The sequence below is a fragment of the Kitasatospora sp. NPDC101157 genome (assembly GCF_044768255.1).
In the GTDB taxonomy this organism is placed as follows: Bacteria; Actinomycetota; Actinomycetes; order Streptomycetales; family Streptomycetaceae; genus Kitasatospora.
This window is the reverse complement of the sequence record NZ_JBIWPL010000004.1, coordinates 276,675-291,832: the sequence shown is the minus strand read 5'-3', so window position 1 is coordinate 291,832 and position 15,158 is coordinate 276,675. Positions and strand designations below refer to the sequence as shown.

At 71.5% G+C, this 15,158-nt stretch carries 13 protein-coding genes; 6 read left to right on the top strand and 7 right to left on the bottom strand.

Going from position 1 to position 15,158, the window contains the following annotated elements:
• Positions 1-19: 19 nt before the first annotated feature.
• From ACIRVF_RS11040 to ACIRVF_RS11015, 6 genes are all read right to left on the bottom strand, one after another.
• Entirely contained in the window at positions 20-367 is a 348-nt protein-coding gene (locus tag ACIRVF_RS11040) for an MmcQ/YjbR family DNA-binding protein (protein ID WP_402815999.1), read from the bottom strand.
• Between the two features lie 113 nt (positions 368-480).
• Complete coding sequence (locus ACIRVF_RS11035) at positions 481-1,710, bottom strand: acyltransferase (protein ID WP_402815998.1); 1,230 nt, start codon at positions 1,708-1,710, stop codon at positions 481-483.
• Positions 1,711-1,770: 60 nt separating this feature from the next.
• Positions 1,771-2,892 (bottom strand): alpha/beta hydrolase, encoded by a 1,122-nt coding sequence (locus ACIRVF_RS11030; RefSeq protein ID WP_402815997.1) that lies wholly within the window; start codon positions 2,890-2,892, stop codon positions 1,771-1,773.
• A gap of 143 nt (positions 2,893-3,035) precedes the next feature.
• Entirely contained in the window at positions 3,036-3,710 is a 675-nt protein-coding gene (locus ACIRVF_RS11025; RefSeq protein ID WP_402815996.1) for a response regulator, read from the bottom strand.
• Complete coding sequence (locus ACIRVF_RS11020; RefSeq protein WP_402815995.1) at positions 3,707-5,011, bottom strand: sensor histidine kinase; 1,305 nt, start codon at positions 5,009-5,011, stop codon at positions 3,707-3,709. Before ACIRVF_RS11020 ends, ACIRVF_RS11025 begins: the two co-directional genes overlap by 4 nt.
• A 105-nt stretch (positions 5,012-5,116) precedes the next feature.
• The gene (locus ACIRVF_RS11015) at positions 5,117-5,797 is read right to left on the bottom strand and encodes a TetR/AcrR family transcriptional regulator (protein ID WP_402815994.1); all 681 of its coding nucleotides are present in this window, start codon (positions 5,795-5,797) and stop codon (positions 5,117-5,119) included.
• A 219-nt stretch (positions 5,798-6,016) separates the two neighbouring features.
• Between ACIRVF_RS11015 and ACIRVF_RS11010 the strand changes: the two genes are divergently transcribed.
• Positions 6,017-7,618 carry an MFS transporter gene (locus ACIRVF_RS11010; protein ID WP_402815993.1) on the top strand — a complete coding sequence of 534 codons (1,602 nt, stop codon included), beginning with the start codon at positions 6,017-6,019 and terminating at the stop codon, positions 7,616-7,618.
• 70 nt (positions 7,619-7,688) lie between these two features.
• Here the strand turns inward: ACIRVF_RS11010 and aceE are convergent, their stop codons facing one another.
• The gene (gene aceE / locus ACIRVF_RS11005; protein WP_402815992.1) at positions 7,689-10,439 is read right to left on the bottom strand and encodes a pyruvate dehydrogenase (acetyl-transferring), homodimeric type; all 2,751 of its coding nucleotides are present in this window, start codon (positions 10,437-10,439) and stop codon (positions 7,689-7,691) included.
• A 517-nt stretch (positions 10,440-10,956) separates the two neighbouring features.
• Here aceE and ACIRVF_RS11000 point away from each other — a divergent pair.
• The 5 genes from ACIRVF_RS11000 to ACIRVF_RS10980 all read left to right on the top strand — a co-directional run bounded on the left by ACIRVF_RS11000 (position 10,957) and on the right by ACIRVF_RS10980 (position 15,013).
• Positions 10,957-11,397 (top strand): DUF3052 domain-containing protein, encoded by a 441-nt coding sequence (locus tag ACIRVF_RS11000; protein ID WP_402815991.1) that lies wholly within the window; start codon positions 10,957-10,959, stop codon positions 11,395-11,397.
• Positions 11,398-11,669: 272 nt separating this feature from the next.
• Positions 11,670-12,128 (top strand): peroxiredoxin, encoded by a 459-nt coding sequence (locus tag ACIRVF_RS10995; protein WP_402815990.1) that lies wholly within the window; start codon positions 11,670-11,672, stop codon positions 12,126-12,128.
• Between the two features lie 189 nt (positions 12,129-12,317).
• Positions 12,318-12,893, top strand: coding sequence for a TerD family protein (locus ACIRVF_RS10990; RefSeq protein ID WP_402815989.1), 576 nt, complete (start codon positions 12,318-12,320; stop codon positions 12,891-12,893).
• Between the two features lie 279 nt (positions 12,894-13,172).
• Complete coding sequence (locus tag ACIRVF_RS10985; RefSeq protein WP_396236129.1) at positions 13,173-13,751, top strand: TerD family protein; 579 nt, start codon at positions 13,173-13,175, stop codon at positions 13,749-13,751.
• A 167-nt stretch (positions 13,752-13,918) separates the two neighbouring features.
• Positions 13,919-15,013: a DUF475 domain-containing protein gene (locus ACIRVF_RS10980; RefSeq protein WP_402815988.1), complete on the top strand. Its 1,095-nt coding sequence runs from the start codon at positions 13,919-13,921 to the stop codon at positions 15,011-15,013.
• The last annotated feature ends 145 nt before the right edge of the window (positions 15,014-15,158 follow it).

Below are 15,158 nucleotides of genomic sequence, written 5' to 3'. Positions count from 1 at the left end.
TGTGGCCCTTCGGAGGGTGCTAAGTGGAGGACCGGGCGTCGAATTCGCGGACCGATCGCCGCGGGGCCGTCCTCCGCCAGGCCTCGGTGAGCAGGTCGTGCAGCTCCTCCGGGTCGACCAGGTCCAGCCGGACGCTCACCCAGCCGTGCCGCCCGACGTACCGGGCGAAGGAGAACACCTCGGGCTCGGCGGCGATCAGCTCGGCCTGGTCCTCGTGCGAGGCCTTGACGGTGACGCTGTCGCCGTCGGGCGCGCCCATCGCGAAGACCTTGCCGCGGACCCGCAGGGTCTCGATGCCCCAGGTCGGCTCCTGGGCGGCCTCCGGCAGGGCCAGGGCCATCGCGCGGAACTCGTCGAACGTCACCATGACGGCAGGTTAGAGCAGAGTGCCGACAGCGCGTCCTCGGTGCGGGCGGTGGCGCACCGGGGGCGCGGACCGGCTGGTCCGCGCCCCTCTCGTGCCGTGGTCGACGGCGTGCGTCACACCATCCCCAGCGCGTACGCCGCGAAGAGCGCCGCCGCGCCACCGGCCAGTGCCTTGCCGGCCCGGGAGATGCCCGTCCAGGGGCCGTCGAAGCGCCGGGTGACCCAGCCGATCGCCACCAGGGCGGCGCCGAACAGCGGCAGCAGGGCCAGTCGGGCGGCGACCCAGCCGAGCGAGTCCGGCGCGGTGGTCAGCCCGGGCAGGGCGCCGAGGCCGGCCGCACCGGGCACCGCCACCGCGAGCATCGCGCTCTGGTGCCAGCAGAAGATCGTCATCGCCGACAGGTTGACCACCACCACCGGCAGCCAGAGCAGCGGACGGCGGCTCAGCAGCCGGCCCAGCCGCTCCCGCAGCAGCACCGCGGCGCCGCACTGCACCGCCGCCAGGGCGAGCACCAGCAGGGACGGCGGGTGCGAGTTGGTCCGCTCGGCGCCCGGCACGCCCACCATGCTGGCCGGGTAGTGGAACACGACCAGCAGCACCGCGAACAGCGCGCCGCCGCCGAGCAGCAGGGCCCGGGCCGCAGGACGGCCGAGGCTGCCCCGCGCCCACAGCACGCCCAGCTGGTAGCCGAACATCCAGCCCGGCAGCAGGTTCAGCAGCCCGACCCAGGACGGCACCGCCTCGGCCCACGGCCCGTACCGCAGCAGGTCGACCGCCGCGACCGAGGCCACCAGCAGGCCCGCCGACCACAGGCCGAGCCGGCGCCCGAAGGCCACGCAGAGCGGGGTGAGCGCGGTCAGCGCCAGGTACACCCCGATGTACCAGAGCGGCTGCACCACCAGCGTCGCGCCGGTGCGCAGGGTGTCGGCGGGCACGCCGAGCCGGGGCAGCAGCGGGATCATCAGCGCCCACACCGCCGTCACCCCGAGCACCGGCCGCAGCAGCCGGACGGTCCGGGCCCGCAGCCAACTGCCGTAGGTCAGGCCCTTCTCCCGGGCCCGTTCCAGCGAACGGACCGAGGAGTGGCCGCCGACCAGGAAGAACACCCCGAGCATCTGGAGCACCCAGCTGACCGGGGCGAAGAAGCCGAGCGAGGAGAGCGGGCTGGCGTTGTGCAGGGCGCCGTCGGAGGAGAGGGTCAGGCCGCCGAGCATCCAGTGGCCGATGGGGACGGAGAGCAGGGCGAGGGCGCGCAGCCCGTCCAGGGCGCGGTCGCGGGTCACGGGGGTCCTGGCGTCGACCTTCTCGGCGGCGCGGCGCAGGGTGGCGAGCGGGTGGGCCATGGCGGTGCTCCTTCCGGTGCGGGTGTCGGGGCGGAGAGCGGTTCGGGTGCCGGAGGGCGCTCAGCGCCCGAGGGCGATGGCGGCGTAGGCGGCGAGCGAGGCAGTGCCGGGGGTGAAGTAGCCGGTGTGGCCGTGGGATCCGGTGGAGGGCAGCGGGCGGGCGCCGAAGCCCGGGTCGGTCGGGTCGGTGCCGTGGCCGAGGCCGAACAGCCGGACGTTGGGCACGTTGCCGATCCAGTCGGAGCCGTTGCGGGTGGTGGCCCAGAGCGGGACGCCCGGGTCGAGGTCGGCGGCCGAGCCGACGCCCATGCCGGGCGAGCCGAGCACCACCAGGGCGGAGGCGAGGGCCGGGGTGGGGCGGGCCAGGCCGCAGACCACCGAGCCGTAGCTGTGGCAGAACACCGTGGGCGGCGCCTGCGGACGGGTGCTGACGGCGAGTCCGTCGAGCAGCCGGGTGAGGCGGGCGGCGCCGGCCCGGGCGAGGTCCTCGGTGGCGGCGTCGACGCCGACGCCGACCGGGGTGGTGTAGCCGGCCCAGGCGATCACCGCCGTCCCCCCGTCGGTGGCCTGCCGCAGGGCGCGGGCCATGCCGGCCGGGGTGCCGTACGGGTCGGTGGCGCGGTCGAAGGTCAGCAGGTCGATGTCCGAGCCGGGGACGATCACGGCGGTGCGGGCGGCGGTGGCGAGGTCGCCGAACACCTCGGCGACCTGGCCGCGGCCGCGCGGGTCGAAGGCGAGGATCTGCCGGTCGCCGTCCAGCAGGGTGCGGTAGCGCTCGGCGCGGGTGCGGGCGGCCTGCTGGTCCTGCGGGGTGAGGGCCGGGTCGGTGGCCCGGGCGAGTTCCCGGGTGCGTTCGGCGGTGAGCGCCAGGGTGTTGGCGCGGTACCGGAGCCGGACCGGGGCGCCGTCCAGGTTGCCGACCACCAGGGGGTGCCGGGCAGCCAGGGTGTCCTGTTGCGCGGGCGTCAACCCGGCGAAGAAGGAGGCGACTTGGGCCGGTGTGCCGACGGCCGGGTCGGGCGGGTGGAGGCCGAGCGCGGTGTCGGCGGTCCAGGCGGCGCTGCCGGGCGGCGGACCGGTGACGGCGGTCTGGGTGTCGGCGGCCCAGCCGCCCGCGCCGAGTACGGCCGCCAGTGCCACCGCGGTGGCGGCGATCGCCCGCCTGGTCCGGAACCTGCGCATGTCCCTGCTCTCCCTTGCCCGTTGGGCCGGCGACCGGATTCGGTTGCCGACGGGGAGGAAGGTAGGAACGCGACGGCCCCGCGGACGTCACACCGCGGGGCCAACTCCCGGGTGCTACCCGGGTATGAGGGGGATATCCCCCCTTATTCGCCGGGGGTCACCAGCCCCGACTCGTACGCCAGCACCACGGCCTGCGCCCGGTCGCGCAGGTCGAGCTTGCCGAGGATGCGCCCGATGTGGGTCTTGACGGTCTGTTCGGCCAGCACCAGCTGGGCGGCGATCTCCTGGTTGGACAGGCCCCGGGCGATCAGTTCCAGCACCTCGGTCTCGCGCGGGGTCAGGCCGTTGAGCCGCAGCTTGGGGTCGCGGCGCTTGGCGGGCCGGTTGCGGGCGAAGTCCGCGATCAGCCGGCGGGTGACGGAGGGGGCGAGCAGCGCCTCGCCGGCCGCGACCACCCGGACCGCGGCGATCAGGTCGGCGGGCGGGGCGTCCTTGAGCAGGAAGCCGCTGGCCCCGGCGCGCAGGGCTTCGTACACGTAGTCGTCCACGTCGAAGGTGGTCAGCATCAGCACCTTGGGGCGGTGCGCACCCGGGACGGCGGGGTCGAGCAGCTTCCGGGCGGCCTCCAGGCCGTCCATGACGGGCATCCGGACGTCCATCAGCACCACGTCCGGGTGGGTGCGCCCGGTGACCTCCAGGGCCTGGGCGCCGTCCGCCGCGTCCCCCACCACGTCGATGTCGCTCTGGGCGTTGAGCAGGGCGGCGAAGCCGGCCCGCACCATGGCCTGGTCGTCGACGATGATCACGCGGATGGTCATGCGGGTTTCTCCAGAGGCAGGTCGAGGGGCAGGACGGCGGCCACCTTGAAGCCGCCGTCCGGCAGCGGGCCGGTGTCCAGCCTGCCATCGACCAGCCGGACGCGTTCCCGCATTCCGACCAGACCGTGACCGGTGCCCTCGACCGAGGCCTCCAGCGACTCGGTGCGCTGCGGCGGGGCCGCGTTGACCACGGTGAGCCGCAGTTCCGGGCCGTCCGCCGACAGTGACACCCAGGTCCGCGCGCCCGGGGCGTGCCGGACCACGTTGGCCAGCGCCTCCTGGACGATCCGGTACGCGGAGAGGCCGACGGCCTGCGGCACCCGTTCGGCCAGCCCTTCGTCCACGGTCAGCTCGGCGGGCACCCCGGCCCGCCCCACCGTCTCGACCAGCTGGGCGAGTTGGCCGACCCCCGGCTGCGGGGCCGTCTCCCCCGCGGACTCCTCGCTGCGCAGCACGCCGAGCAGTCGGCGCATCTCGGCCAGCGACTCGCGCGCGGTGCCGGCGATCGCCGTGAACTCCTCGGCGGCGTCGGCCGGAACGCCCTCGATCCGGTACGGCGCGCTGGCGGCCTGCACCGCGATCACCGACATGTGGTGGGCCACCACGTCGTGCAACTCCCGGGCGATCCGGGCGCGTTCCTCCAGCAGGGTGCGCCGCTCGCGCTCCACCTCGCTGATCTGCTCCTGCTCGGTGAGCAGCCGGCGGGCGACCGTGCGATCCCGGACGGCCCAGCCGAGCAGCAGGACGGCGCCGCTGAGCGCGATCAGCAGCACGGTGGTGCCGTCACCGGCCCGGGGCAGGCCGAGGGTGGTGGTGAGCACGGTGAGCAGGAAGGTGGCCACCCAGACCGCGATCACGGTGGCCCGTCGCTCGCGCAGCCCGAGGGCGAGCAGCAGGAAGAGATAGGAGAGGATCATCGGCGCCGTCCACGGCCAGCTGCCCTCGACCTGGTGGTGCCGGGCGGTGATGGCGGCGGTGGTGACCAGCGTGGCGGCGCTGATCCACCAGGCGGCCAGCGGCCGGGTGATGGCCAGGAACAGCGGGGTGGTCTGGCTGACGGTGAGTGCGGCGGCGACCGGCAGGACGAGGCCGTAGAAGTTGACCAGGTTGGCGATTCCGGTGGGGATCAGGACGGCCTGGAGGATGACCGCGACGATGTAGGGGAGTCGGCGGACCCAGGGCCTGCGGGAGTCCCCGAGCAGCGGGGTGTGGTCGTCGCTCGGAGTGGTCAGGTGGTGCCGCAGGACGCGCAGTTGGCGCATGGCGAACCCGCGGGCGTCGGCGGTGGTGAGCGTCTTCATCGCGGGCCAGCCTAGGAGGGTGGGCCGGTGCGGGGCGTCGGACTGGAGCCCGAACTTCCGGGGGCTCGCGGGGTGCTGGGTGATACTCCGGTATGACAGCGGGGACTACGGCCGCCAGTGCCCGGCCAGGGCGGGGCCGAGCTGGTCGAAGTAGCGCTCGATGACCACGACCATGCCCTCGGGCCCGGCCGGTTCCTGTTCGGCGGTCCAGGACAGGTGGGCGGCGCGCAGCAGGCTGCCGAAGACGGCGGCGAGCACGACCGGGCGAAGGTCCCGGGCCGGGTCCAGCCCTTCGCGCTCGGCGAGCACCTGGACGACCAGCCGCTCCTGTTCGGTGACCCGGCGCAGGTGGGCGGCGAGCAGCGCCGGCGTCTCCTCGATGATCCGCAGCAGTTCGAGGGCGCTGCTGATCGAGCCGGGGCCGGAGGTCCGGGCGTTCCCGAGGTCGCGCCAGGCCTTGACGATCGAGGCGCGCAGGGCCTGGAGCGGGGTCTCCTCGGCCGGGCGGTGGCGCAGGCAGTGGATGAAGTAGTCCTCGGCGTCGGCCATCACGGCGAGGGCGACCTCGTCCTTGTTGGCGAAGTACCGGAAGAAGGTGCGCTGCGAGACGTCGACGGCGGAGGCGATCTCGTCGACGGTCGTCCGGGCGAAGCCCTGCCCGAGGAAGAGCGCGTGGGCGGCCTGCACCAGGGCGTCCCGGGTCTGCTGCTTCTTGCGCTCCCGCAGGCCGGGGGCCCGGCCGAGGTCCTCCGCGGTACCGACGGGGTGGGGGGTGCGAGCGGCCATGGCGGGGGCCTTCCGGGGGCGCTGGGGCGAGGGGTGGGAGGACAACCTTAGCCGCCTGACAAATGTCAGTGCAGGTCAGAAGTCACTGTTTGCCGAATGTCAGTAGCTGACATAATCTGCCCGGAGTGGCGCTCGTCGGCCGGGCACTCGTGGGGACGGGTGGGTCGTCGCAGCGCCACCGTCATGTCCGGTCTCTGTCACGGCCACCGGAGGGCCCAGATGAGTCAGTCCGTCGTCAAGAACTCCGAGGCGGACGCACCGCCGCCGAATCCGTCGTCCGGGGGAGGGCTCAAGGGGCACCCCTGGCTCACCCTGCTGACCGTTGCGGTCGGCGTCATGATGGTCGCCCTGGACGGCACCATCGTCGCCATCGCCAACCCGGTGATCCAGGAGAAGCTGGGGGCCGCGCCCTCGGAGATCCAGTGGGTCACCAGCGGCTACCTGCTGGCGCTCGCCGTCTTCCTGATCACCGCGGGCAAGATCGGCGACCGCTTCGGCCACAAGACCACCTTCCTGGTCGGCGCGGTCGGCTTCGCCGCCACCTCGGCCGCGATCGGCTTCGCGGGCAACATCCAGACCGTGATCGCCTTCCGGGTACTCCAGGGCCTGTTCGGTGCGCTGCTCCAGCCGGCCGCACTCGGTTTGCTGCGCGGGGCCTTCCCGGCCGAGCGGCTCAACATGGCGATCGGCATCTGGGGCGGGGTGATCGGTGCCTCCACCGCGGCCGGTCCGATCGTCGGCGGCCTGCTGGTCGAGCACGTCAGCTGGGAGTCGGTGTTCTTCATCAACATCCCGGTCGGTCTGATCGCGCTCGCCCTCGGCCTGTGGATCCTGCGCGACGTGCGGGCCGAGAACGCCGCCAGGTCCTTCGACCTGCCGGGCATCGGACTGCTCTCGGCCGGGATGTTCGCCCTGGTCTTCGGCATCATCAAGGCGCCCGAGTGGGGCTGGGGCGACGGGCGGACGCTGCTGTTCCTGGGCGGCGCCGTGGTGCTGATGGTGCTCTTCGCGCTCTGGCAGGGCCGGGCGAAGGAGCCGCTGGTCCCGCTCAGCCTGTTCCGCTCGGTGCCGCTGTCGGCGGGCGTGCTGCTGATGGTGCTGATGGCCTTCGCGTTCTTCGGCGCGATCTTCTTCGTGACCTTCTACCTGCAGAACGTGCACGGGATGAAGCCGGTCGACGCCGGCGTCCACCTGCTGCCGATGACCGGCATGATGATCGTCGGTTCGCCGCTGGCCGGCATCGCGATCGGCAAGCTCGGCCCGCGCATCCCGATCATGGCCGGGATGCTGATCACCACCGCCGCGATGTTCGGGATGTCCACCCTGGACACCGGCTCCGGCACCGGGGTGATGTCGCTCTGGTTCGTCCTGATGGGCCTCGGCATCAGCCCGGTCATGGTCGGCGCCACCGAGGTGATCGTCGGCAACGCCCCGCTGGAGCTGTCCGGCGTGGCCGGCGGCCTCCAGCAGGCCGCGATGCAGGTCGGCGGCAGCCTCGGCACCGCCGTGCTGGGCGCCCTGATGGCCGCCGAGGTCGGCGACGTGCTGCCCGGCAACTGGGCCAAGGCCGGCCTGCCGCCGGTCGAGGGCCCGCAGGCCGACCTCCTCAAGCAGGGCGCCCAGCTGGGCATCGCCCCGCCCGCCCAGCCCGGCATGCCCCAGCAGGCGGTGGACGCGATGGCGGGCGCCGTGCACCAGTCCTTCGTCAGCGGGATGTCGCTGGCCTTCGCGGTCGCCGCCGTGGTGGCCTTCGCCGCCGCCCTGCTCGCCCTGCTGACCCGCCGCGGCGAGACCGACGCGGGGCCGGCCGTGCACATCTGATCCGCCCGGGCGGAGCAAGCCGAAAGGGCCGGACCCCGGGGGTCCGGCCCTTTCAGGCGTCAGCGGGTGGTCAGGCGTCGCCGCCGGCGGCACCCGGGTCGGCCGCGGCCACGTCCAGCAGCTGGTAGCGGTCGATCGCGTCCTTCAGCACCGAGCGCTCCACCTTGCCCTGCTTGGCGAGCTCGGTGAGCACCCCCAGCACGATCGACTGGGCGTCGATGTGGAAGAAGCGACGGGCCGCGCCACGGGTGTCGGCGAAGCCGAAGCCGTCGGCGCCCAGCGACTGGTACTGGCCCGGCACCCAGCGGGCGATCTGGTCCGGAACGGCGCGCATCCAGTCGGACACCGCGACGACCGGTCCCTCGGCGCCCTGGAGCTTCTGGGTGACGTACGGCACGCGCTGCTGCTCCTCGGGGTGCAGCAGGTTGAACTCCTCGGCCTCCACCGCGTCGCGGCGCAGCTCGTTCCAGGAGGTCGCGGACCAGACGTCGGCCTTGACGTTCCACTCCTCGGCGAGGATGCGCTGGGCCTCCAGGGCCCACGGCACGGCCACGCCGGAGGCGAGGATCTGGGCCGGGATCTGGCCGGCGGTGCCCGGCGCGTACCTGTGCAGACCCTTGAGGATGCCCTCGACGTCCACGTTCTCGGGCTCGGCCGGCATCTTGATCGGCTCGTTGTAGACGGTGAGGTAGTAGAACACGTCCTCGCCGTGCGGGTGCTCGGCCGTGGAGCCGTACATCCGGCGCAGACCGTCCTGGACGATGTGCGCGATCTCGAAGCCGTACGCCGGGTCGTACGCGACGACGCCGGGGTTGGTGGAGGCCAGCAGGTGCGAGTGGCCGTCGGCGTGCTGCAGGCCCTCACCGGTCAGGGTGGTGCGACCGGCGGTGGCGCCGAGCACGAAGCCGCGGGCCAGCTGGTCGGCCATCTGCCAGAACTGGTCACCGGTGCGCTGGAACCCGAACATCGAGTAGAAGACGTACACCGGGATCAGCGGCTCGCCGTGGGTCGCGTAGGACGAACCGGCGGCGATCAGCGAAGCGGTGCAGCCGGCCTCGGAGATGCCGTCGTGCAGCATCTGGCCGGTCGGCGACTCCTTGTAGGCCAGCAGCAGGTCGCGGTCGACCGACTCGTAGGTCTGGCCCATCGGGTTGTAGATCTTCGCCGACGGGAACAGCGAGTCCATGCCGAAGGTGCGGTACTCGTCCGGGGCGATCGGCACGAAGCGGTTGCCGATGCCCTTGTCCCGCATGAGGTCCTTGAGCAGCCGGACGAACGCCATGGTGGTGGCGATGGTCTGGTTGCCGGAACCCTTCTTGACCGCCTTGTACGCGTCGTCGCCGGGCAGCGTCAGCTGGCGCGGACGCACCTTGCGGGTCGGCACGAAGCCGCCGAGGCCCTGGCGGCGGTCGTGCATGTACTGGATCTCTTCCGAGTTCCGGCCCGGGTGGTAGTAGGGCGGGTAGCCCTCGTCCAGCTGCTTGTCGGTGATCGGCAGGTGCAGCCGGTCGCGGAAGCGCTTCAGGTCGTCGACCGTCAGCTTCTTCATCTGGTGGGTGGCGTTGCGGCCCTCGAAGTTGGGGCCCAGCGTCCAGCCCTTGACCGTCTGGGCCAGGATCACCGTCGGCTGGCCCTTGTGCTCACGGGCCGCCTTGAACGCCGCGTAGATCTTCTTGTGGTCGTGGCCGCCGCGACCAAGGTGCTGGATCTGCTGGTCGGTCATGTTCTCGACCATGGCGCGCAGGCGCAGGTCGCCGCCGAAGAAGTGCTCGCGGATGTAGTCGCCGGTCTCGGTGGCGTAGGTCTGGAACTGGCCGTCCGGCGTGGTGTTCATCTTGTTCACCAGGACGCCGTCGCGGTCCTGCGCGAGCAGCGGGTCCCAGCTGCGGTCCCAGATGAGCTTGATCACGTTCCAGCCGGCGCCCCGGAACTGGGACTCCAGCTCCTGGATGATCTTGCCGTTGCCGCGGACCGGGCCGTCGAGGCGCTGGAGGTTGCAGTTGACCACGAAGGTCAGGTTGTCCAGGCCCTCGCGGGCGGCCAGCGAGAGCTGCCCCAGCGACTCGGGCTCGTCCATCTCGCCGTCGCCGAGGAAGGCGTAGACGTGCGAGTCGGAGGTGTCCTTGATGCCCCGGTGCTCCAGGTAGCGGTTCATCCGGGCCTGGTAGATCGCGCCGAGCGGGCCGAGGCCCATCGAGACGGTCGGGAACTCCCAGAAGTCCGGCATCAGCCGCGGGTGCGGGTAGCTGGACAGGCCGTACGGGGCCTTCGACTTCTCCTGGCGGAACGCGTCGAGCTGCTGCTCGGTGAGTCGGTCCAGCAGGAAGGCGCGGGCGTAGATGCCGGGGGAGGCGTGGCCCTGGAAGAAGACCTGGTCGCCGGACTCGCCCTCGGCGTCCTTGCCGCGGAAGAAGTAGTTGAAGCCCACGTCGTACAGCGACGCGGAGGAGGCGAAGGTGGCGATGTGGCCACCGACGCCGATGCCCGGGCGCTGCGCCCGGGAGACCATCACGGCCGCGTTCCAGCGGGTCGCGTTGAGGATCTTGCGCTCGATCTCCTCGTTGCCGGGGAAGAAGGGCTCGTCCTTGGTCGCGATGGTGTTGACGTAGTCCGTGCTGCGCATCTCGGGCACGGCGACACGCTTCTCGCGGGCGCGCTCGATCAGCCGCAGCATCAGGTAACGGGCACGCTCACGCCCCCGCTCGTCGATGGCCGCATCGAGCGACTCCAGCCATTCCGCGGTCTCCTCGGGATCGAAGTCCGGGACCTGACTCGGAAGGCCGCCAATGATGATCGGGTTGCGATCGGATCCGGAAGCCACGCTGTTCCTTCACTGTCGGTCGAAACTGAGGTGTGTCGCGCCGCCTCCATCGTGCTACCGCGCTCGGAGATCCGTCATCTCTACCGATCGGTAACCGTTCCGCCTGGTGGGCGGAGCGGCTTGGTGGCGCGCGTCGCGGGCGTCTTCGTCCGCTCCGAACACCCCCGGGTGTTACGAAAAGAGGTGGTCCGACCTGGTGTCCCGTCCACCCGATGGCGGGTGGCCGGGGTGAGGGCCAACAGGAGACTCTACGCCCGCGCATGCGCGGACCCCGAATGCCGTTCGCATCTCGGGCACACGTACGGCCTGTGGGCCGGGACCACCTGAAGCATCCTTGTCCCACGCAGAGAAGGGCAAATCGGTGTGATTCCCGACACCTCGACCGGCGTGTCCCGCTGTGACACGTCAACCTTTGGAGGGGATCGGCGGTCGGGTACTTGCGCGAACCGCCGCGCCCGTGTGGACTACGGCCACAGCCTCGGCATGGACGCCGAGCCGAATACTGGAGGTTATTCCCGTGAGCGCGACCGCGGACCCCGCGGACAAGTCCAACCCGGCGACCCGTCTCGGCTTCGAAGAGGGCCAGATCGTCCAGGAGCTGGGGTACGACGACGACACTGACCAGGATCTCCGCGAGGGCATCGAGGAGATCACCGGGACGGATCTCGTCGACGAGGACTACGACGACGTCGCGGACGCCGTCCTGCTGTGGCACCGCGACGACGACGGGGACCTCACCGACGCCCTCGTCGACGCCCTGGAGTACCTGGCCGAGGGCGGCCTGATCTGGCTGCTGACGCCCAAGACCGGGCGGGACGGCCACATCGAGGCCTCCGACATCGCGGACGCGGCGAAGACCGCGGGCCTCTCGCAGACCAGCTCGATCGCGATCGCCAAGGACTGGGCGGCGACCCGCCTGGCGACCAAGTCGGCGACGAAGCAGTCCAAGCAGCGCTGAGCGGGTCCCCGAGCCCCGTGCCGGGCCCCGCCGGAGGTCTCCTCCGGCGGGGCCCGGCGCATTTCCCGGGCGTTCCGCGGCGCACCTCCCCGGGGCGGCGCGGTGCGGGTCCGGGTGTCTCCCGGGTCCGCTCGTGCGTTCGCTCAGGGCGGAAGGAACGGGCCCGCCCGGCGGAGCGGGTCATCCGTTCGGCCCAACGCGGGTGAACGGATGCGAGGATGGCGGCTGCCGTGCCCGCCGCGCGGCCCGGTCGCGTCAGAAAGGTCCCGCTCATGGCCATCGAGGTCGGCACCCCGGCTCCGGACTTCGAACTCCGCACCCAGCACGGTGAGACGGTCCGGCTGGCCGACTTCCGCGGCCGCAAGCACGTCGTGCTGGTCTTCTACCCGTTCGCCTTCACCGGCGTGTGCACCGGCGAGCTGGGCGCGATCCAGCGCGAGCTGGCCGGGCTGCAGAACGACGACGTCCAGGTGCTCGGCGTCTCCTGCGACTCGCAGTTCGGCCAGCGGGTGTTCGCCGACCGGGAGGGCCTGGAGTTCCCGCTGCTGGCCGACTTCTGGCCGCACGGTGCGGTCGCCCGGGCGTACGGCGTCCTGGACGAGGAGAAGGGCTGCCCGCTGCGCGGCACCTTCGTGATCGACAGGGCCGGCACGGTGCGCTGGAGCGTCGTGAACGGGCTCCCGGAGGCCCGGGACGAGCAGGAGTACCTGAAGGTCCTGGCCGGCCTCTGAGGCCCGCGCGGACCGCCCCGCGGGGCCGGTGCGACGCGTCCGCGTCACCCGTTCGGGCGTGCGTGCGGGAACCCGGTACTACGCTCGGGCCGTTGGCGGAGTGGGGCGTACATCCGTTCTCGGCGGACGGCGCCCCCGAACCGCACCACCGGGGGCACCGGCCGGTGCCTCCCGATTCTTGGAGGACACGTGGGAGTCAGCCTCAGCAAGGGCGGAAACGTCTCGCTCACCAAGGAGGCCCCCGGGCTCCAGGCCGTCGTGGTCGGCCTGGGCTGGGACGTCCGGACCACCACCGGGACGGACTTCGACCTGGACGCCAGCGCGCTGCTCTGCAACGAGCAGGGCAAGGTCGGTTCGGACGGCAACTTCGTCTTCTTCAACAACCTGAAGAGCCCGGACGGCTCCGTGGAGCACACCGGTGACAACCGGACGGGTGAGGGTGAGGGCGACGACGAGGCGATCAAGGTCAACCTGGCCGGCGTCCCGGCGGACGTGCAGAAGATCGTCTTCCCGGTGTCGATCTACGACGCCGAGAACCGGGGCCAGAACTTCGGCCAGGTGCGCAACGCGTTCATCCGGGTGGTGAACCAGGAGAACAACGCGGAGCTCGCGCGCTACGACCTGTCCGAGGACGCCTCCACCGAGACCGCGATGGTCTTCGGCGAGCTGTACCGCAACGGCGCCGAGTGGAAGTTCCGCGCCATCGGCCAGGGTTACGCCTCCGGCCTGCGCGGCATCGCCCAGGACTTCGGCGTCAACGTCTGAGTCCTCCTGCGGCGCAAGGGTTCTGCGCCGGATCACCCGGGGCGGCCCCGGACCTCTCGCGGTCCGGGGCCGCCCCGGCTTCGTCGGAGGTCCGGGGCCGCCCCGTCGGGGGTCCGGGGCCGCCCCGTCGGGGGTCCGGGGCCGGCCTGGCTTCGTCAGGGTCCGCCGCGCTGCGAGGATGTGAGTTCAGGAAGTTCAGCCGGCCGAAGCGGGCCGGCCGGGGCTGCGGGGGACTACACCTGTAAGGCGCCCCGGGAGAAGCAAGGGAGGAAGAACACCATGGTGGTCACGCTCGCCAAGGGCGGGAACGTCTCGCTCACCAAGGCCGCGCCGAACCTGACGCAGGTCCAGATCGGCCTCGGCTGGTCCGCCCGTTCGACCACGGGCGCACCGTTCGACCTCGACGCGAGCGCCCTGATCTGTGGTGGCGGACGGGTGCTCGGCGACGAGTACTTCGTCTTCTACAACAACCTCAAGAGCCCCGAGGGCTCGGTGGAGCACCAGGGCGACAACCTCGTGGGCGGCGACGACACGGGTGACGACGAGCTGGTCCTGGTCAACCTGGAGCTGGTCCCGGCCCAGGCGGACAAGGTGGTCTTCGCGGTCTCGATCTACGAGGCCGAGGCCCGGCTGCAGAACTTCGGACAGGTCCGCAACGCCTACATCCGGGTCGTCAACTCCGTCGACGGCCAGGAGATCGCGCGCTACGACCTGTCCGAGGACGCGTCCAGCGAGACCGCGATGATCTTCGGGGAGCTGTACCGCTACGCGGGTGAGTGGAAGTTCCGCGCGGTGGGCCAGGGCTATGCCTCCGGCCTGCGCGGAATCGCTCTCGACTTCGGCGTCAACGTACAGTGAGGGCGTAAATCGGACTTATCGCACCCGATCAACGGTCAACGATCAACGATCACGATCATGAGAACAGAGGGCAGTGCGGGGGTGACCTGACCGGGCCCGGCCCGGTCGGGCGCCTCGGGACCAGGCCGCCCCCGGCACGGCCAGAACCCGAAAGGTAGCCAACTCCCGTGTTCCTCCGCACATTCGGCTGGTCATTCGCGATCACCGCAGTAGGCCTGATCGCGGCCGGACTGCTCTGGGGAGCCCAAGGCTTCGGCATCGTGCTGATCCTCTCCATCCTGGAGATCTCCCTGTCCTTCGACAACGCCGTGGTCAACGCCACGGTGTTGAAGCGGATGAACCCGTACTGGCAGAAGATCTTCCTGACGGTCGGTGTGCTGATCGCCGTCTTCGGGATGCGGCTGGTCTTCCCGCTGCTGGTCGTGGGCCTCACCGCGAAGCTCAACCCGGCGACGGTCATCGACCTCGCCCTGCACTCGGACAAGACCCACAACGGCCTGACCTACGGCCAGTACCTGGAGGCGGCCAACCCGGCCATCGCGGCCTTCGGTGGCGTCTTCCTGCTCATGATCTTCCTGGACTTCGTGTTCGAGGAGAAGGAGCACAACTGGCTGGGCTGGCTGGAGCGCCCGCTGGAGAAGGTCGGCAAGCTGGACGCCCTCTCCGTCGTCGTCGCCCTGATCGCGCTGGTGCTCGCCTCGCGCTTCTTCGCGGCGGAGCACGCTGAAACCGTTCTGCTGGCAGGTGTGCTCGGCATGATCACCTACCTCGTGGTCGGCGGCCTCTCCTCGATCTTCGAATCGGGTCTGGAGGAGGAGGCCGAGCGCGAGGAGGAGGCGGAGAAGTCCGGCAAGTCGGTCGTCCAGGTGGCCGGCAAGGCCGCCTTCTTCCTGTTCCTCTACCTGGAAGTGCTGGACGCCTCGTTCTCCTTCGACGGCGTCGTCGGCGCCTTCGCGATCTCCAGCGACATCTTCCAGATCACCCTGGGCCTCGGCATCGGCGCGATGTACATCCGCTCGCTGACCGTCTTCCTGGTCCGCAAGGGCACCCTGGACGACTACGTCTACCTGGAGCACGGCGCCCACTACGCGATCGGCGCGCTGGCGGTGATCCTGCTGGTCGGGATCAAGTACCACATCCCGGAGATCGTCACCGGGCTGATCGGCGTCGCCTTCATCGGGCTGGCCCTGGCCTCCTCGATGGTGCGCAACCGGCGCGAGGCCGTGACGGACGAGAAGGAACTGGTCGGCAGCGGGCAGTAGTTCGCGAGAGGTTTCGGCAGAGCGCGACGGGCGCCCCCCGGGGTGCCGGGGGGGGGCGGCGCGCGGCGGTTCAACGGCGAGGGGGGGGCCCCCCCCTGGAGCGCGAACGCGCGCCCCGTGCGCCCCCCCGTGGACCGGGTAGGCA